Genomic DNA, 17,392 nt, shown 5'->3' on the forward strand with positions numbered 1-17,392 from the left:
CACCGGTTCTGGATGGTGGGGCCTGAAAAAAACTGGCGTGATGATGCGGAAAATACTTGCATCGTACCGTCGGCAGGCCCTATCAGCGCCTCTCTTGGCCCAAGGGGGCAATAATGCCCAACAGGCTATCTACTGGTTTTGGGGTACGTGATGAACGCACTTGCTCAACTGGGGATGGTCTCGGAACACCCGAGCGATAACCAGATCTCTTCAGCGCCGTTTTCGTCCGAGGACGACCGGAAGGACTATTTCGTCGAAAAAGACGGAATGAAATTTGCGGGAACGCATCTCCTCGTCGATCTTTGGGATGCCCGGAATCTTGATGATCCGGAACAGATCGACCGTACCCTGTGCGAAGCCGCAGTGACGGCCGGGGCCACCATCCTGCACAGCCATTTCCATCATTTCACGCCCAATGGCGGCGTGTCGGGTGTGGTCGTGCTGGCTGAAAGCCATATCTCGATCCACACATGGCCCGAGCGGAATTTTGCCGCCGTGGATATTTTCATGTGTGGCGCGTGCGATCCGCACCTTGCGATTCCGGTCATGCAGCGCCTGTTTCAGGCCGGCCGGATCGAAGTGGACGAACAGCGTCGCGGGCGCGTGCAGCTCTAGCCTGCCTTCGCCGGGCTGGTGATGACCAGACCGGCATGCCCTCCTTAAATAACGAAGTGTCGGGCCGGATTGATTTCCGGCCCGTGCTTTTTCATGTGCATTGATTAGACGGAAGGGGAACCGCAATGTCCCGTGAGTGGATCAGCGAAGGCCTGTACGAGGGCTGGCGGCAGGAACTGCGTGTGGACCGGATGCTGGCGCGTACCAAAAGCGCGTTTCAGGATATCGCCGTGTTCGAGAATGTCGATCTTGGCCGGGTCCTGATGCTTGATGGCGTGGTCCAGATCACCGAACGGGACGAATTCGTCTATCAGGAAATGCTGACCCATGTGCCGCTGCTGGAGCATGGCGATGCGAAGCGCGTGCTGATCATCGGCGCGGGCGATGGCGGTGTGCTGCGGCGCGTGCTGGAACACGGCACGGTGGAAAAGGCGGTGATGGTCGAGATCGATGGCGAGGTCATCGAACTGTCCAAGAAATTCCTGCCCTCCATCGCCGGTGACGCATGGAACGACCCGCGCGCTGACGTGATCGTGGGCGACGGCATTGAATACGTGTCCAATGCCGCCGATGGTTCGTTCGATGTCATCATCGTGGACAGCACCGACCCGATCGGTGTGGGTGAAGTGCTGTTTACCGATTCGTTCTACCGGCACTGCGCGCGTATTCTCAGCGCCAACGGCATTATCGTGAACCAGTGTGGCGTGCCGTTCATGCAGGCGGACGAACTGCGTGACACCAGTGCGCGCCGTGCGCAGTTTTTCGCGCATGTTTCGGCCTATGTCGCCGCCGTGCCGACCTATGTCGGCGGATTCATGACGCTGGGTGTGGCCGCCAAGGGTGGCGTGCCGGGCCGCAACAGCGTTGAGGTGATCCGCGAGCGCGCGCAGCGCGCGGGCATTGGCGAAGGCTGCCGGTACTGGACGCCGGAAATCCATGGCGCGTCCTTTGTCCTGCCGCCCTATATCGCAAAGAACCTGCCGCGCTGACAGGCGCTACGGTCTGCGGGTATGAAAAAAGCCGGGGAACAGCAGTTCCCCGGCCTTTTTGCCGTCTGGACCGCAGGCAGGATCAGGCCTTGGGCGCGTAGCGGGCCGTCTTGCGCACGCTGATTTCCTTTACCCCCAGTTCCTTTACCCCATCGGCAAAGACCTTGAAGTGCGGCGTGGCGAGATGCGTGTCGAATGCGGCTTCATCGTCATACACTTCCACCAGGATGATGGTCTGCGGATCGTCGATCGGGCTTACGGCCTCGAAGCGCTGGCAGCCTTTTTCATCCGCGACCGAGCGTTCGCTGTCATAGGCGCAGAGTTCGAGAAAACGCGCCCGGTTTTCGGCAGATACGCGAAATTCGGCCACGATGGTCAGCGGGGCGGTGGTCATGGCTGGATGATCCTTATTTCTGTTCCGGGCGCACGGGGCAACGACCTGTCACACTGAGCGCCTTTCATGGATTGACTTGGCATATCCGGTCATGTCAAGTCAGGCCTGTCGACACGGGAGAGACTGGCCCAGCGCCAGCGCCGAAGGAGCAACCGCCCCGGAAACTCTCAGGCCAAAGGACCGGTCGGCCAAGACTTCTGGAAAGAGGCGTCCGGCAACGGGCGCCCGCCGACGGGATAGCGATCTCAGGCACATGCGACAGAAGGGGCACTTGGAACCCATCCGGGTTCGACAGGAGTGCCGCATGTCCAGAACGCTACCTGCCTATTTTTCCGTCTGTTCTCCGTTTCCCATTTCCTGTTCCGCTGGCGCGTACCGTGCCACTGCACCCGCATGCCCTGCGTGCGCGAACGCATGCGCGCACGCGGACCTGCACAAGGCCCAGCCCGCATGAACCAGCCCCTGCTGCGCACCCCGCTTTACGACCTTCACCTTGAACTTGGCGCCCGTATGGTGCCGTTCGCGGGTTATGACATGCCCGTGCAGTATCCTGCGGGCGTCATGGCCGAACACCTGCATACGCGCGCCAGCGCGGGGCTGTTTGACGTGTCCCATATGGGGCAGGTGCGCGTCCGTGCCCGTTCGGGACAGGTGGCCGACGCCGCCCGCGCGCTTGAGGCGCTTGTCCCCGCCGATATCGTCGCCCTGAAGCCGGGCCGCCAGCGTTACGCCCTGTTCACCACGGAAGATGGCGGCATCAGCGATGATCTGATGGTGGCCAATATGGGCGACTGGCTGCTGCTGGTGGTCAATGCGGCGTGCAAGGATGCGGATTTCGCCCATGTAAATGCCGCACTGGCTGATAGCTGCACGGTGGAAATGCTGTCTGACCGCGCGCTGATCGCGGTGCAGGGACCGGCGGCGGAAGCAGCCGTGGCCAGCCTGAACCCGAAAGCGGCGGCGATGCGCTTCATGGACGTGGCCGGGCTTGATCTGGCCGGTGTGCCCTGCATCGTTTCGCGCTCGGGTTACACGGGTGAGGACGGTTATGAAATCGGCATGGATAATGCTGCCGCATCCACCGTTGCCCGCGCCCTGCTGGCGCAGCCGGGCGTTGCCCCCGCCGGTCTGGGCGCGCGTGACAGCCTGCGGCTTGAGGCCGGTCTGTGCCTGTATGGTTCCGATATCGACCTGACCACAACGCCCGTCGAAGGCGCGCTGGAATGGTCCATCCAGAAAAGCCGCAAGCCCGGTGGCGCCCGTGCAGGCGGCTATCCCGGTGCCCGGATCGTGGCGGACCAGCTTGCGGATGGCGCGACACGCCGCCGGGTGGGCCTGCGGGCGGAAGGGCGCGCGCCGGTGCGTGGTGGTGCCGAACTGTTTGCCGATGAAGCAGGCCAGATCCCGGCAGGGCGCGTGACCTCCGGCGCATTCGGGCCCAGCGCGGGCGGTCCCGTCGCCATGGGCTATGTGCCCACCCATCTCGCAACCCCCGGCACGCGGCTGTTCGCTGGCGTGCGCGGGCGGTTCCTGCCGGTTCAGGTGGCGGCGCTGCCTTTCGTCGCACCGACATTCCGCCGCTGAACCCTGCGCGGATTTTTCACAGACCATCGTAATTTATGGAGCACGGACATGACCGTCTATTACACAAAAGAACATGAATGGCTGCGGGTCGAAGGCGATGTCGCGGTTGTCGGCATCACCGCCCATGCGGCCAATGAACTGGGCGAGCTGGTCTTTGCCGAGGCACGCGACCCCGGTACCACGGTGGAGCAGGGCGACAGCGTGGCCGTGGTGGAATCGGTCAAGGCGGCATCGGACATCTACGCGCCGGTAACGGGCGATGTGCTGGCGTTCAACGACGCGCTGGGCGATGACGCGGCTCTGGTTAACCGTGACCCGGAAGGCGAAGGCTGGATCGTGCGCATGACCGTGGCCGATGCCTCGCAGCTTGAGGGGCTGATGGACCACGCGACCTATACCGCGCTGGTTGGCTGATTTTCCACTTTCCTACCCTTACGGAGTATGCTGGCCGTGACGTCTTCCTCCTGCGGTTCTTCTTCCCTGTGGCACGATCTGGGTGATGATGCCGGTGCGTTCTGCGCCCGCCATGTCGGGCCGGATGCACATGACGTGGCGGGCATGCTGCGTGTGGTGGGAGCCGACACGCTTGATGCCCTTATGGCGCAGACCGTGCCGGGCAGCATCCGCCTTGATGGTGCGATGGGCCTTGGCGCGGGCGTGCCCGAGCATGTGGCGCTGGCGCGCCTGCGCGCGATCGCGGGTGAAAACCGCGTCCTGACATCACTGATCGGGCAGGGATATTACGATACGATCCTGCCCGGCGTGATCCAGCGCAACGTGCTGGAAAACCCGGCATGGTACACGGCCTATACTCCGTACCAGCCTGAAATCAGCCAGGGGCGGCTTGAAGCGCTGCTCAATTTCCAGACCCTCGTCATGGAACTGACCGGGCTGGATGTGGCCAATGCGTCCCTGCTGGATGAGGGAACGGCCGCGGCCGAAGCCATGGCCATGGCCCGCCGTGTGGCGAAAAACAAAGCCACGGCCTTTTTTGTCGATTCCGACTGCCATCCGCAGACCATTGCGGTCCTGCGCACCCGTGCCGAGCCGATGGGCTGGGAACTGGTGGTGGGCGATCCGGCAACCGATCTGGACCCGCAGGCAGTATTCGGCGCGCTGTTCCAGTATCCCGGCACGTCGGGCGCGCTGCGTGATCCGCGTGCATGGATTGAGGGGCTGCATGCGGCTGGCGCGATTGCCAGCATGTGCGCGGACCCGATGGCGCTTCTGCTGGTGGAAAGCCCCGGTGCGCTGGGGGCCGACATCGCCGTGGGGTCCATGCAGCGTTATGGCATGCCGATGGGGGCTGGCGGTCCGCATGCGGCCTATATGGCGGTGCGCGATGCGTTCCGGCGCAACATTCCAGGGCGTATTGTGGGCGTGTCCATCGATTCGCGCGGGGAACCGGCATACCGTCTGGCGTTGCAGACGCGTGAGCAGCATATCCGCCGGGAAAAGGCGACATCCAATATCTGCACCGCGCAGGCGCTGCCCGCCATCGTATCGTCCATGTACGCGCTGTATCATGGACCGCAGGGGCTGAAGGCGATTGCCGGACGCATCCACCGCCTGACAGCCATCCTTGCGGCAGGGCTGCGGGCGCTGGGTGGCACGGTGGTCACGCAGGCGTTCTTTGATACGCTGACACTGCAAACCGGCGCGCAGACGGATGCGATCATGGCGCGCGCGCTGGATGCGGGCATGAACCTGCGTCGTGTTGATGATGCGCATATCGGCATAAGCCTTGACGAGACATCGACCCCCGATACCGTGCGCGCCATCTGGGCCAGTGTCGGTGGGGAAGGGGTATCGGTTTCTGAAATCGAATCCGGCCTTGGCGATATCGCCCCCTCCATCCCGGCGGAGCTTGCGCGCAGGGGCGACCTGCTGACGCAGCCGATCTTTTCCGCCTGCCGGTCCGAAACCGACATGCTGCGCTATCTGCGCCGTCTGGCCGATCGGGACCTTGCGCTGGACCGTTCCATGATCCCGCTGGGGTCATGCACGATGAAGCTGAACGCCACGGCGGAAATGCTGCCGATCACATGGCCGGAATTCTGCAACATCCATCCCTTCGCGCCCGCTGACCAGATGCGCGGCTATGCCCGCCTGTTCACGGACCTGCAGCGCATGCTGTGCCAGATCAGCGGGTATGACGCCGTCTCCCTCCAGCCCAATTCCGGCGCGCAGGGCGAATTCGCGGGGCTTATGGCCATTCGGGGCTATCATCGCGCGCGGGGGGATATGGGGCGTGACGTATGCCTGATCCCGGCTTCCGCCCATGGCACGAACCCCGCTTCCGCGCAGATGGCGGGCATGCGGGTCGTGGTGGTGGCGTGTGATGCGCAGGGCAATGTTGATATCGATGATCTGAAAGCCCGGATCGCGAAACATGCCGACCAGCTTGCCGCCATCATGATCACCTATCCTTCCACCCATGGCGTGTTTGAGGAAAACGTGCGCGAGATCTGCGATCTGGTGCATGCCGCAGGCGGCCAGGTCTATGTGGATGGCGCGAACCTGAATGCGCAGGTGGGGCTGGCGCAGCCGGGGCGCTACGGTGGCGATGTCAGCCATTTCAACCTGCACAAGACTTTCTGCATTCCCCATGGCGGCGGTGGTCCCGGCATGGGGCCGATCGGGGTGGGGGCGCATCTGGCACCCTACCTGCCCGGTGTGCCGCAGCAGGGCGGGGCGAATGCGATCTCGTCCGCGCCGTTCGGTTCGGCGGACGTGCTGCCCATTTCGTGGATGTACATGGTCATGATGGGCGATGCGGGGCTGAAGCGGGCTACCGAGGTCGCGATCCTGAACTCCAACTACATCGCGGCCCGCCTGTCCGGGCATTATCCGGTGCTGTATCAGGGTGCGAACGGGCGTGTGGCGCATGAATGCATCATCGACCTGCGTCCCATCAAGGACGAGACCGGGGTAACGGTGGACGATATCGCCAAGCGCCTGATCGACCATGGCTTCCATGCGCCGACGGTCAGCTTTCCGGTTGCGGGCACGTTCATGATCGAACCGACCGAATCCGAAAGCCGGGCCGAACTGGACCGTTTCTGTGATGCGATGATCGCCATCCGCGCGGAAATCAACGCGGTGGAGAAGGGGGATCTGACGGTGGAGCAGAGCCCCCTGCGGCATGCCCCGCATACGGTGCGTGATCTGACCGATCCCGACTGGACGCGGGCATATGACCGCGCCGCCGCCTGCCTGCCCGGCGCGGTTGTGGCCGCCAGCAAATACTGGTCGCCCGTCAACCGGCTGGATAATGCATATGGGGACCGCAACCTTGTCTGTTCATGCCCCGACATCAGCACCTATGCCAGCTAGGAACTGATTGCGTCCCTCCGGTTCGTGTATATATCTGCAAGGATATAACAACACGACCGGAGCGGGGACCACCATGAACTGGGGCAGATGGAGTGTAGCCATGGGGGCGCTGGCATGGGGCCTGATGACCGGCGCCGCCGCCCCTGTAGCCGCCAGCGCGCGCGACATTACCGACATGGCGGGCACGCCCTCATCCGTGCCGGATCATCCCGCCCGCATTGCCGATCTATGGTTCGCCCATAATGAACTGGTGCTGATGCTGGGTGGCGCGCCCCAGATCGTCATGACCGTTGACCGCCCGCAGGCAAGGCCATGGATGTACCAGGTCTTTCCCGTTCTGTATCAGGCCCATGCGGTCAACGGCCCGCAGGTCAATGCCGAAACCCTGCTGCGTGACAGGGTGGACCTTGTATTCGTGCCCGAAGCCTCCGCCACCATCGCGGCCTTTCGCGCGGTGGGGGTGCCGGTCCTTGTCTCATCCTTCCATGACAGCGACGGACTGCTGCGTGTCGTGGATATGACCGCCACCGCGCTGGGCACGGATACCGCCCGCGCCACGGCGGCGGCCTACCGTGCCATGATGCACGATACGGTGGACAGTATCCGCACCCGGCTTGCGGACCTGCCCGCTACGGCGCGTCCGCGCGTCGTGCATATCCAGTCGCTGCATCCGCTTCGGGTGGATGGGACGGACAGTATCGTGGATGAATGGATTACCCTTGCCGGTGGCGTGAACGCGGCGACGGGGATCAGCGGGAACATGAAACCGGTTTCTGCCGAACAGGTGGCGGCATGGAATCCCGATGTCATAATTCTTGGCCCCGATAGTGGCACGCTGGACCAGAATGCCGATGGTGGCGTGTGGCAGCGCATGACCGCCGTCCGGGCCGGACGGGTTTACCAGAATCCATCGGGCGTTTTCCCATGGGACCGTTACGGCAGCGAACTGCCGCTACAGATCCGCTGGGCGGCCAGAACCCTTCACCCTGACCGTTTCGCGGATGTGGACATGGTGGCCGTAACACGTGATTTCTACCGCACCTATTTCCATTACGACCTGAATGCGGGGGATGCCGCGCGCATTCTCGCAGCGCGGCCCCCGCAGGCAACCCCGGACAGGAGCCGGTGATCCTGCGCATGCGTGCGTCGGTGGTCGGATGCCTGTGTTTTGCGGGATTGATCGTGGTGGCGATGGTATCGGCCTGCGTGGGGCGTTTTCCGCTGCATGCGGGGCAGGTGCTGCACGCGATGCTTGCGGTGGCAGGCGTGAATCCCGGCCCGCCGCCACCGGATGCGGATATGGTGCATACCATCCTGTTCGGCGCGCGCCTGCCCCGTATCGGGGGGGCGATCTGTGTGGGCGCGGCACTGTCGGTGGCGGGGGCGGCGTATCAGGCCGTGTTCCGTAACCCGCTGGTCTCCCCGGTCTGCTGGGCGTGCTGGCGGGGGCCGGAACCGGTGCCGCACTGGGGATCGTATGGGGGGGCGGGGCCTGCGGGTGTGGCGGGCCTGTCCTTTGTAGGGGGGGCTGGCGGCCGTGGCGTTCGGGGGTGGGGGGGTTGCGCATATGTTCGATGCGGCTTCCATGCTGATGCTGGTCTTTGGCGGGCTGATCAGTTCGGCGCTGTTCACCGCACTGCTGTCATTGCTCAAATACGTGGCGGACCCGCAGAACCAGTTGCCCGATATCGTATTCTGGCTGCTGGGCAGTCTGACGCAGGTGACGCCGCGCGCGCTGTCCGTGCTGGTGCTGCCGGTGCTGGCGGGGACCATGCTGCTGTCGGCCTGCGGGCGGATGCTGGACGGGCTGGCCATGGGGGACGAGGAGGCCCGTACCCTTGGCATTCCCGTCATGGCGCTGCGTTACGGGGTGATCGGCGGGGCTACGGTGCTGGCGGCGCTGACGGTGTCGGTCGCGGGCATGATCGGCTGGGTGGGGCTGGTGGTGCCGCATGTGGCGCGGCTGCTGGTGGGGCCGTGCAATATGCGCGTACTGCCGGTCAGTGCGTGTATCGGGGCGATCTTCCTGCTGGTATGCGATGATCTGGCGCGCAGCCTGTCGGCGGAGGAAATACCAGTGGGCCTGATTGCCGATCTGCTGGGGGTTGTGGTGTTCGTATCGGTCCTGCCGCTGCTGCGGCGTGGATGGCGGGCATGAAGATTGATACGTCTGTGCTGCGTCTGGATCATGTGAGGTTCCGCCATGGCAGGCGTACGGTGCTGCATGATCTGTCCTTTGCAATCCATGCGGGTGAACTGACCGCGCTGCTGGGGCCGAACGGTGCCGGCAAGACCACGCTGCTACGCCTGATGCTGGGCCTTGCGCAGCCCGACACGGGGCAGGTCTGGCTGGACGGGCGGCCCATGGCCGACTGGTCACGGCGCGAGGTCGCGCGGCGCATCGCCTATGTGCCGCAGGGGCATGTGCCGCTTTTTCCCTATACCGTGCGTGATGTTGTCGGCATGGGGCGGCTGGCGGAAACACCGTTTGCCCCATCGCTGCGGGCAACAGATTGCAGTGCGGTCGAACATGCCATGGCGGAACTGGCCATAACCCGGCTGGCCGGACGGCCCTATACCGATCTGTCAGGCGGGGAACGGCAGGCCGTGCTGCTGGCGCGCGCGCTGGCGCAGGGGGCGCGGACCCTTATTCTGGATGAACCGGAAACCGGGCTGGACCATGGGCAGAAACAGCGCCTGTACGCCCTGCTGCGCAGGCTGGCGGAACAGGGCCATGCCGTCGTGGCGACAACACATGACCCGTTTCAGGCGGCACGGGTATTTGACCGCGCTGTACTGCTGCGCGATGGCCGGATTATGGGCGATGGCCCGGCAGAAACGGTATTATGCGCCGACATGGTGGACAGGCTTTACGCGCCCCACGGCCATACGGCGATTTAATCCCTGATTCTGCTTTTGGGAAAGCGTCCCTTACCGGCTGGACGGGTTCATATCCACCCGCACGGCCTTGCCCGTGCGGTCGTAATACAGCACGGCGTTACCGCGTTTTTCGGCATAGCCGTCCGGTTCGCCGGATTTGGTCCAGAACAGCAGGCGGTTCAGGTCCGGCTGTTCCTTGATAACGTCGCCCTTGGGAATATAGCGGTACTGTCCGTAATCCATATGCAGGCGCGGCAGCGGCGGGCGTTTGGAAAGCTGGTGCATGGTTGACTGGCGCTGCGAGGCCTCGCCGGGGTCTTCGTTACCGGCATCGGCATGGCCGGCATCAGCCCGCGCCACACCTGGTACCATAGCGGCGCAAAGCCACGCGGACAGCATCACGTGACGTAACCTGACTGACATAAGCGCCGACCTCTCCATCATTCCCAATCGCGGCCCACCATCCTCCTTTTCCCTGCGGGGCGCAATATCCGGTGCGCGGGCCGGGATTACTGGAAGGGAAGGTAACGGAAATCGAAGAAGATCTCGCTCAGGCTCGTGGCGGGCGCGCCCCCCATGCCCGCCCATGTATTGACGCGGGAATAGGCAAGCTGGGTCCCTGCCTGCACGGTGCCATACTGGCCATGGATGAAGCGATACCACGCACCGATGGTGAACTCCTCCACCGAGCGGATGTTGGCGGTACAGTCGGTCGAGCCTTCGGTCCAGCAGCCCATGTTGGACGACATGGGGTTGCCATAACCATAAGCCTGTCCGCCTTCATCAAAATAGCTGCGGCCCGAACGCTGCATGCCGAAATACCCGTAAACATCAATCAGCTTGTTCGGGTGCGCGATAACGCCAGCCGTGGTCTGGGCGCTCGACAGCAGGGCGGGCGCGCCATTGGGCTGCAATGTGGCGTCCGGCAGCAGAACGGAGCCATAACGGCCGATACCCCGGCCCGCCAGCCCCGTCAGCCGCACTTCCAGCCGGTGCGGGATGACCGGCAGGATCATCGATCCACCCGCGCCCCACGCAATGGCGGTATGGTTCTCGCCCACGCCATTGATGACGGAGCGGTCATGCGGGAAGTGGACGACGCCCTCGACTTCGTAATGGCCCCATTTCGGGTCCCATGCCAGCTTGCCGATCACGTCGGGCGCGATTTCGTTGGAGTAGTTGGTGGTCGCGCTGCTCAGCCCCACGCCATTGGAGCCGATCTTGGCGTAGCCACCGTTGGCAAGGGTGTATTCCCCGTTGTCATCCGCGGCGGAAAATCCGGTCGTATCGTAGATCGTCGCCGGGTTTTCGATCGAGATGCCCGCCCACAGGCGATGCTGCATGAAATCCTTGACCGCCCGCACCTGCCACTGCCGCGACCATGTCTGCCCCGCGAGAATGGAGGATTCGATCGTTTCGGGCAGGCTTTCCTGTCGGGGGACGATGCCCACGCGGTCTGGCGTCAGCATGGTCCATGCCTGACCGATCAGGAAGTGCATGTTGGCGCGTGAATCGTCCAGCGTCAGGTAAGCCTGCCGCAGGCGTGGCACGTAGGAATTGCTTTCATACGGATTGGTGGTTTCGGCGCTGGCGCCAAAATCCGTTTCCACGAAGCCCGCCACCGTCAGGTGCGGGTTAAGCTGTCCCCGCGCCATGAGCGAGAAGCGCGAATACCGCGCATCGCCGTTGAAATTGGTGGTGTGGTAATTCGAACTGTTGCGGAAGGGAATGGCATTCCAGTAGTTGAAGATGCCTGATGAAACCTGCCGGTTTTCCACCAGCGCCGCAGCATCGAAGAAACCGCCGAGGATGATGGAAACCGGACCGAGGTGGAACACCTTGCTACCCAGCGCGCCTGCGGACTGCGCGCCCACCGTTTCGCGGTTGTGGGGGCCGACATTGTTGTTGGCCATGTGGGCGATCAGGTCTTCCTCGCGGTGGGCCACGACGGATTCATATGTCGGCTTGTCATCAAGTATCGGCATCGGGTCGGAATGCCCGCCGATATAGGGGCGACCGACCGGCTCGCCCCCGTTGGCATGGGCTGCCGCGCCGCGCCCTTCAACCGGTGTCCAGCCGCCGTGGACATGGCCACCCGACGCCGTTACCTGTAGCGGATGCGTGCCGCTGCCCCCCGACGTGCCGCCCAGATGGGCGCGATGCTGGGCGATCTGCTGGCGCATGGCCATGAGTTCGTTCTGGAGCGACATCTGCTGCTGCTGCAGATGCTCCATCTGGCGTTCCATGATATCCAGCGATTCGGGGTCTTCATCACCCCATGCCAGCGGAATGGGCCCCAGTGCTGAACACAGCATCAGCATGCCGGCAAAACGGCCATGCCGGTTCGTAGAAAAAAACGGAATCCGCATTTAGTGTCAGGAGGCCCCCAAACAGGTGTTCTTCTATTTTATGTCAAAACATTTCCCATTCCATAGGTAAATGATAATTTCTTTTAATATACACGGATTTTATCGTCTGTGCTGTTTTGGTCACCCTGCACGCGGCAGTCTGCTACGGCATTATTTACGTAATGTTACACAACGTCAGGACGCCGCGCGGTCATGGCGTGGACGGCGTCGTGCCAGAACATGTCCTCGGGCGCGGGGGTGACGTTGCCATTGTCCACCGGGCCGAATCCGGCGCGCTGGAGCAGGACGGTCAGCATGCGGCGGCGGTCCCCTTCATCCAGCGCCTGCCACAGGGCGGTTGCCTTCTGCGGAATCAGACGCGTACCGAAGGTAATGACGATCAGGCCACCGGGTTGCAGCACGCGCGCGGCTTCACGAAAGACCTGTACCGGCTGGCGCAGGTAAGGGACCACATCGCACAGCAGGACGGCGTCCATGCTTTCATCGGCCAGGGGCAGGTCGGGGGTTTCGTTGATGTCGCTGACCACGCGGTCGGTCAGCCGTGAATTGCTGTCCAGCGCCTGCGCGTTGACGCCGATGCCGATCACGCTGTCGAATTCCATGTCCGTGGGCAGGTGGCTGTCGGGACCGGCCATAAGGTCAAGGATGTTGCCATCTTCGGGCAGAAGGGTGCGGTACAGCGCCGTGATGGCCGTCTGCGCGCCCGCGTCCAGCATGGGGCCGGCGGGGCGGCGGGAATAGAAGACCGTGTCGGACTCAGCCGATGCAGCGGTAAAGGATTGCGGGTGGAACCCGTGCAGGTCGTTCATGAATATGCCAGACAGTATGGAAGCAACAATGCCCTATGCGGTGGCCGGGCGTATCATGCCCCGCGCCGCATGGAACAGGAGAAAAGCATAATGGCCCGTATGATCCATTCCATGATCCGCGTGCGTGATGAAGCCGCGAGCGTGCGTTTCTATGACACGGCCTTTGGCCTGAAGGTAGCCGACCGGCTTGTTTTCGACAGCTTTACCCTTATCTACCTGTCCAACGCCGAACAGACATTCGAGCTGGAACTGACCGTAAACCATGACCGGACCACGCCGTACGACCCTGGCGACGGTTATGGCCATCTGGCCGTGTCGGTGGCGGATGTGGATGCGGAACATGCCCGGCTGGCGGCGGCTGGCCTGTCACCGCTTGCGGTAAAGGACATGTCGTGCGGCGCACGGTTTGTGGGGCGGTTCTTCTTCATTACCGATCCCGATGGCTACCGGATCGAAGTGTTGCAGCGCGGCGCGCCGGGGCGTTTTCTCTGATCGGGCTTGCAAGCGCGCGCCCGTGGTGCCATCCCGCTCGCCAACGGGGGCGGGTGGGCGCTATACAGGACGGATGATGACCGGTTTTCTCAAGATGCACGGGCTGGGTAATGATTTCGTGGTGGTGGATGAACGCGCCCACCGCCATGACCTGACACCCGCCCGGATTGCCGCCCTGTGCGATCGCCATCAGGGCATAGGGTGCGACCAGTTCGTGACATTGCGCCCCGCCTGCGCGGAAGGGGCGGATGTGTTCGTGCGCTTCTTCAACGCCGATGGATCGGAATCCGGGGCGTGCGGCAATGCGTCGCGTTGCGTGGCCGACCTGCTGGCGCGCGAGACGGGACAGGAGCATGTCGGCCTGCAGACCCGCGCGGGCGTGCTGCATGCAACGGTCGTGCGGCCCGGTCTGGTTACGGTTGATATGGGTGCGCCCGCGATGGGCTGGACTGATGTGCCGCTGGCGGAAGAACGCGATACGCTGCACCTGCCCATCGCGGGGGACCCTGCCGCGGTTTCCATGGGTAATCCGCATGCGACGTTCTTCCTGCCCGCCCCGGACAGCGTGGACCCGTCGGTGGCCGGGCCGGGACTGGAACATCATGCCCTGTTTCCCGAACGCGCCAATATCGGTTTCGCCCATGTCACGTCACGCGATGCGATGCGCCTGCGGGTATGGGAACGTGGCAGCGGACTGACGCTGGCCTGCGGTTCGGGCGCGTGCGCCGCCGTGGTCAACGCCGTGCGGCGCGGTCTGGTGGAGCGTACCTGCACCGTTACGATGGATGGCGGGGAACTGTGCATCACATGGCGTGAAAGCGACGGCCATGTGCTGATGACAGGCCCCGCCACGACCAGTTTCCAAGGCACGTTCAGCCCGGAAGATTATCCCCGATGAAGAAGCCGGACATCCTGACCTTCGGCTGCCGCCTCAACACCTATGAGAGCGAGGTGATGCGCGCGCACGCCGCCGGGCTGGATAATGTGGTGATCGTCAACACCTGCGCGGTCACGGGCGAGGCCGAGCGTCAGGCCCGGCAGGCCGTGCGCCGCGCCCACCGCGAGCGGCCCGATGCGCGCATCGTGGTCACCGGCTGCGCCGCCCAGATCGATCCGGACCGCTGGGCCGCACTGCCCGGCGTGACGCGCGTGCTGGGCAACCGCGAAAAGCTGGATGCCGCAAGCTGGAGCGAACTGGCGCTGGGGCAGGGCAATGCCGTGTCCGACATCATGGCCGCACGCGAAACGGCCCCCCATCTCGTGACCGAATTCGCGGGCCGCACCCGCGCGTTTGTGGAGGTGCAGCAGGGCTGTGACCACCGCTGCACCTTCTGCATCATCCCCTTCGGTCGCGGGCCGTCACGCTCCGTTCCCGTTGGCGTGGTGGTGGAACAGGTGCGCACGCTGGTACAGGCCGGTTATCGGGAAGTGGTGCTGACGGGTGTGGACATCACATCCTGGGGTGGGGATCTGCCGGGGCGGCCGATGCTGGGGCAGTTGTGCCGCAGGCTGCTGGCGCTGGTGCCCGAACTGGAACGGCTGCGGCTGTCATCGGTCGATCCGGTCGAGATTGACGAGGATATCTGGAAGCTTCTGGAAAACGAGCCGCGTTTCATGCCCTATCTGCATCTTTCGCTGCAGGCGGGGTGTGACATCATCCTCAAGCGCATGAAGCGCCGCCATCTTACGGCGGATGTGGCCGCAGTCGTGGCGCGCGCGCGGCAGTTGCGGCCCGATATTGGCATCGGGGCGGACATCATCGCCGGTTTCCCGACCGAAGATGAGGACCTGTTTGGCCAGACACTCGATTTTGTGCGCGATAACGCGCTGCCTTACCTGCATGTCTTCCCCTATAGTGAGCGACCGGGCACGCCGGCGGCCCGCATGCCCGCCATAGCGGTAAGCGAACGCAAGGCGCGCGCGGCCCGCCTGCGTGATGCGGGGGCGCAGGCCGCCCATGATTTTCATACCCGCCTGATCGGGCGCACGCTGCGCGTTCTGATGGAAACGGATACGGCTGGACATTCCGAGGAATTTGCCCCGGTAAGGCTGGCGGATGGCGCCGTATCCGCAGCCGGGCGGATCGAGACGGTGCGCCCGGTGGCGGTTGACGATAACGGACTGGTTGCGGAAATTCTCTGATATGGCTCTTGGCTTCTTTTCACGTCTCAAGGCGGGGCTGTCGCGCTCCACACAGAAACTCAGCGGTGGCATCGCCTCCGTATTCACCCGGCGCAAGCTTGACGATCAGGCGCTGGAGGAACTTGAGGACCTGCTGATTTCCGCCGATCTTGGTCCCAGCGTCGCGGAAAAGGTGATTGAGTCCTTCCGCCGCTCCAAATTCGGCAAGGAAGTGACGGATGAGGAAGTGCGCGAGGCGCTGGCCGATGAGATCGCCCAGATCCTGCAACCCGTAGCCATCCCGTTTGAACCCGATCCCGAACGCAAGCCGCATGTTGTGCTGGTGGTGGGCGTGAACGGTACGGGCAAGACCACCACCATCGGCAAGATGGCCCGCTTCTATGGCGAGCAGGGCAAGAAGGTGATGATGGTCGCGGGCGATACCTTCCGCGCCGCCGCGGTCGAGCAGTTGCAGGTATGGGGTGAACGCACGGGTGCGCCCGTCATTGCGGGCAAGCCCAATGCCGATGCGGCGGGACTGGCGTTCGAGGCCCTCAAGCGCGCCACGGCGGAAAAGGCCGATCTGCTTCTGGTCGATACCGCCGGGCGCCTGCACAATAAAAGCGCGCTGATGGAGGAACTGGCCAAGATCATCCGCGTCATGCGCAAGTTTGACGAAACGGCGCCCCATTCCGTGCTGCTGGTGCTGGATGCCACCACCGGTCAGAACGCGGTGGAGCAGGTGCGGGTGTTCAAGGAACTGGTCAATGTGACCGGGCTGGTCGTGACCAAGCTTGATGGTTCGGCCCGTGGCGGCATTGTGGTGGCGCTGGCTGATGCATTCGGCCTGCCGGTCCATCTGGTCGGGGTGGGGGAACAGGCGGAGGACCTGCGTCCCTTCTCGGCGGAGGCTTTCGCCCACGGGCTGGTCGGTGACTCCATCAAGGTGATCGAGCGTGAGGATGCCCCGGCGGAGGGGGCCGAAAATACGTCATCCCCCACGCCTGAAGATCACGGCGCGCAGCCGGGCTGACCCTTCCGTCCGCATCCTGTCGCCGCAGGGGCGGGTGCAAAGCCTTCAGGCGCGCAGGAAGGCAGGGGATTTTGCTTTATTTAACCCGGTGCGCGGTCCGTGCCCGCTGACAGGAAAAAGCAGTGACCATATCGCAGTCCCTTCTATCATTCGCGCTGGCGGCCGTCATTCTGGTCATAACGCCGGGTCTGGACACGGCGCTTGTCCTGCGCACGGCAACGGGGGCAGGACGGGATCGGGCGATTGAAGCCGCGCTGGGCATTACCTGTGGCTGTCTGGCATGGGGACTGGCCGCCGCCACGGGGCTGGGCGCGCTGTTGCAGGCATCACGTTTCGCCTTTGACGTAATCCGCGTTGTCGGTGCGGTTTACCTGTTATGGGCGGGGGTGAAAATGCTTCTGCGCCCGCGCGGTGAAGTGCTTGCGCCCGCAGGGGAACAGGACGCCGTCCCCCATCGGGGATATTTTCTGAAGGGGCTGTTCCAGAACCTTCTCAACCCGAAGATCGGCGTATTCTATATCTCCTTCCTGCCACAGTTCGTGCCGGGCAATGTGCAGGTCGGTCCCTATCTTTTCATGCTGTCGGGGTTGCAGTCGGTGCTGAGTTTTACGTGGCTCATTTCCGTGGCCTTCATGGGGCATTCGCTTGCCCGCCTGCTGCGGCGGGAGGCGGCGGCCCGGTTCATGGACCGTCTCACAGGCTGCGTGTTTATCGGCTTCGGTCTCCGGCTGGGCTTTTCCAGAAGCTGAAAACAGAAAAGGGACCACCTT

Annotated in this window: 16 protein-coding genes, 1 pseudogene and 1 riboswitch; of the genes and pseudogenes, 13 read left to right on the forward strand and 4 right to left on the reverse strand. The window is 63.6% G+C overall.

Features of this window, described 5'->3' with window-relative positions; all coding sequences use genetic code 11:
* Positions 1 to 150: 150 nt before the first annotated feature.
* Positions 151 to 615, forward strand: a complete 465-nt coding sequence (gene speD / locus KSAC_RS12045; protein WP_025437442.1) for an adenosylmethionine decarboxylase — start codon at positions 151 to 153, stop codon at positions 613 to 615.
* A 125-nt stretch (positions 616 to 740) separates the two neighbouring features.
* Positions 741 to 1,604, forward strand: a complete 864-nt coding sequence (gene speE / locus KSAC_RS12050; protein ID WP_102324705.1) for a polyamine aminopropyltransferase — start codon at positions 741 to 743, stop codon at positions 1,602 to 1,604.
* A gap of 82 nt (positions 1,605 to 1,686) precedes the next feature.
* Here speE and KSAC_RS12055 read toward each other — a convergent pair whose 3' ends face one another.
* Positions 1,687 to 1,998: a putative quinol monooxygenase gene (locus tag KSAC_RS12055; RefSeq protein ID WP_132305575.1), complete on the reverse strand. Its 312-nt coding sequence runs from the start codon at positions 1,996 to 1,998 to the stop codon at positions 1,687 to 1,689.
* A 103-nt stretch (positions 1,999 to 2,101) separates the two neighbouring features.
* A riboswitch (glycine riboswitch) is annotated at positions 2,102 to 2,191 on the forward strand.
* Positions 2,192 to 2,448: 257 nt separating this feature from the next.
* Between KSAC_RS12055 and gcvT the strand changes: the two genes are divergently transcribed.
* The 6 genes and pseudogenes from gcvT (at position 2,449) to KSAC_RS12085 (ending at position 9,819) form a co-directional block, all read left to right on the forward strand.
* Positions 2,449 to 3,582 carry a glycine cleavage system aminomethyltransferase GcvT gene (gene gcvT / locus KSAC_RS12060; protein ID WP_102324703.1) on the forward strand — a complete coding sequence of 378 codons (1,134 nt, stop codon included), beginning with the start codon at positions 2,449 to 2,451 and terminating at the stop codon, positions 3,580 to 3,582.
* Positions 3,583 to 3,630: 48 nt separating this feature from the next.
* On the forward strand, positions 3,631 to 3,996 hold the full coding sequence (gene gcvH, locus KSAC_RS12065; RefSeq protein ID WP_102324702.1) for a glycine cleavage system protein GcvH: 366 nt from the start codon (positions 3,631 to 3,633) through the stop codon (positions 3,994 to 3,996).
* A 27-nt stretch (positions 3,997 to 4,023) separates the two neighbouring features.
* Complete coding sequence (gene gcvP / locus KSAC_RS12070; protein WP_132305577.1) at positions 4,024 to 6,918, forward strand: aminomethyl-transferring glycine dehydrogenase; 2,895 nt, start codon at positions 4,024 to 4,026, stop codon at positions 6,916 to 6,918.
* Positions 6,919 to 6,991: 73 nt separating this feature from the next.
* On the forward strand, positions 6,992 to 8,047 hold the full coding sequence (locus KSAC_RS12075; RefSeq protein ID WP_132305579.1) for an ABC transporter substrate-binding protein: 1,056 nt from the start codon (positions 6,992 to 6,994) through the stop codon (positions 8,045 to 8,047).
* Positions 8,048 to 8,055: 8 nt separating this feature from the next.
* Positions 8,056 to 9,076: pseudogene (locus KSAC_RS17845) on the forward strand (FecCD family ABC transporter permease).
* Positions 9,073 to 9,819 carry an ABC transporter ATP-binding protein gene (locus KSAC_RS12085; RefSeq protein WP_132305581.1) on the forward strand — a complete coding sequence of 249 codons (747 nt, stop codon included), beginning with the start codon at positions 9,073 to 9,075 and terminating at the stop codon, positions 9,817 to 9,819. Before KSAC_RS17845 ends, KSAC_RS12085 begins: the two are co-directional and overlap by 4 nt.
* A 30-nt stretch (positions 9,820 to 9,849) precedes the next feature.
* On the opposite strand, the gene KSAC_RS12090 is transcribed toward KSAC_RS12085, so the two are convergent.
* From KSAC_RS12090 to KSAC_RS12100, 3 genes are all read right to left on the reverse strand, one after another.
* Positions 9,850 to 10,170 carry a hypothetical protein gene (locus KSAC_RS12090; protein ID WP_110546983.1) on the reverse strand — a complete coding sequence of 107 codons (321 nt, stop codon included), beginning with the start codon at positions 10,168 to 10,170 and terminating at the stop codon, positions 9,850 to 9,852.
* A gap of 137 nt (positions 10,171 to 10,307) precedes the next feature.
* The gene (locus KSAC_RS12095) at positions 10,308 to 12,167 is read right to left on the reverse strand and encodes a hypothetical protein (protein ID WP_132305583.1); all 1,860 of its coding nucleotides are present in this window, start codon (positions 12,165 to 12,167) and stop codon (positions 10,308 to 10,310) included.
* Positions 12,168 to 12,331: 164 nt separating this feature from the next.
* Positions 12,332 to 12,976 (reverse strand): class I SAM-dependent methyltransferase, encoded by a 645-nt coding sequence (locus tag KSAC_RS12100; protein ID WP_132305585.1) that lies wholly within the window; start codon positions 12,974 to 12,976, stop codon positions 12,332 to 12,334.
* A 90-nt stretch (positions 12,977 to 13,066) separates the two neighbouring features.
* Between KSAC_RS12100 and KSAC_RS12105 the strand changes: the two genes are divergently transcribed.
* The 5 genes from KSAC_RS12105 (at position 13,067) to KSAC_RS12125 (ending at position 17,371) form a co-directional block, all read left to right on the forward strand.
* The gene (locus tag KSAC_RS12105; RefSeq protein WP_132305587.1) at positions 13,067 to 13,468 is read left to right on the forward strand and encodes a VOC family protein; all 402 of its coding nucleotides are present in this window, start codon (positions 13,067 to 13,069) and stop codon (positions 13,466 to 13,468) included.
* 73 nt (positions 13,469 to 13,541) lie between these two features.
* Positions 13,542 to 14,366, forward strand: coding sequence for a diaminopimelate epimerase (dapF, locus tag KSAC_RS12110; RefSeq protein ID WP_132305589.1), 825 nt, complete (start codon positions 13,542 to 13,544; stop codon positions 14,364 to 14,366).
* Positions 14,363 to 15,610, forward strand: coding sequence for a tRNA (N(6)-L-threonylcarbamoyladenosine(37)-C(2))-methylthiotransferase MtaB (mtaB, locus tag KSAC_RS12115; protein WP_110546930.1), 1,248 nt, complete (start codon positions 14,363 to 14,365; stop codon positions 15,608 to 15,610). Before dapF ends, mtaB begins: the two co-directional genes overlap by 4 nt.
* Position 15,611: 1 nt before the next feature.
* Positions 15,612 to 16,622 (forward strand): signal recognition particle-docking protein FtsY, encoded by a 1,011-nt coding sequence (gene ftsY / locus KSAC_RS12120; RefSeq protein WP_102324694.1) that lies wholly within the window; start codon positions 15,612 to 15,614, stop codon positions 16,620 to 16,622.
* Positions 16,623 to 16,744: 122 nt separating this feature from the next.
* Complete coding sequence (locus KSAC_RS12125) at positions 16,745 to 17,371, forward strand: LysE family translocator (protein ID WP_132305591.1); 627 nt, start codon at positions 16,745 to 16,747, stop codon at positions 17,369 to 17,371.
* The last annotated feature ends 21 nt before the right edge of the window (positions 17,372 to 17,392 follow it).

Source organism: Komagataeibacter saccharivorans (assembly GCF_004348195.1).
In the GTDB taxonomy this organism is placed as follows: Bacteria; Pseudomonadota; Alphaproteobacteria; order Acetobacterales; family Acetobacteraceae; genus Komagataeibacter; species Komagataeibacter saccharivorans.

Excerpts from the sequence above, each read along its gene's own strand:
- speD (WP_025437442.1), top strand. The coding sequence starts at position 151 with ATGAACGCACTTGCTCAACTGGGGATGGTCTCGGAACACCCGAGCGAT.
- speE (WP_102324705.1), top strand. The coding sequence starts at position 741 with ATGTCCCGTGAGTGGATCAGCGAAGGCCTGTACGAGGGCTGGCGGCAG.
- KSAC_RS12055 (WP_132305575.1), bottom strand. The coding sequence starts at position 1,998 with ATGACCACCGCCCCGCTGACCATCGTGGCCGAATTTCGCGTATCTGCC.
- gcvT (WP_102324703.1), top strand. The coding sequence starts at position 2,449 with ATGAACCAGCCCCTGCTGCGCACCCCGCTTTACGACCTTCACCTTGAA.
- gcvH (WP_102324702.1), top strand. The coding sequence starts at position 3,631 with ATGACCGTCTATTACACAAAAGAACATGAATGGCTGCGGGTCGAAGGC.
- gcvP (WP_132305577.1), top strand. The coding sequence starts at position 4,024 with ATGCTGGCCGTGACGTCTTCCTCCTGCGGTTCTTCTTCCCTGTGGCAC.
- KSAC_RS12075 (WP_132305579.1), top strand. The coding sequence starts at position 6,992 with ATGAACTGGGGCAGATGGAGTGTAGCCATGGGGGCGCTGGCATGGGGC.
- KSAC_RS12085 (WP_132305581.1), top strand. The coding sequence starts at position 9,073 with ATGAAGATTGATACGTCTGTGCTGCGTCTGGATCATGTGAGGTTCCGC.
- KSAC_RS12090 (WP_110546983.1), bottom strand. The coding sequence starts at position 10,170 with ATGGTACCAGGTGTGGCGCGGGCTGATGCCGGCCATGCCGATGCCGGT.
- KSAC_RS12095 (WP_132305583.1), bottom strand. The coding sequence starts at position 12,167 with ATGCGGATTCCGTTTTTTTCTACGAACCGGCATGGCCGTTTTGCCGGC.
- KSAC_RS12100 (WP_132305585.1), bottom strand. The coding sequence starts at position 12,976 with ATGAACGACCTGCACGGGTTCCACCCGCAATCCTTTACCGCTGCATCG.
- KSAC_RS12105 (WP_132305587.1), top strand. The coding sequence starts at position 13,067 with ATGGCCCGTATGATCCATTCCATGATCCGCGTGCGTGATGAAGCCGCG.
- dapF (WP_132305589.1), top strand. The coding sequence starts at position 13,542 with ATGATGACCGGTTTTCTCAAGATGCACGGGCTGGGTAATGATTTCGTG.
- mtaB (WP_110546930.1), top strand. The coding sequence starts at position 14,363 with ATGAAGAAGCCGGACATCCTGACCTTCGGCTGCCGCCTCAACACCTAT.
- ftsY (WP_102324694.1), top strand. The coding sequence starts at position 15,612 with ATGGCTCTTGGCTTCTTTTCACGTCTCAAGGCGGGGCTGTCGCGCTCC.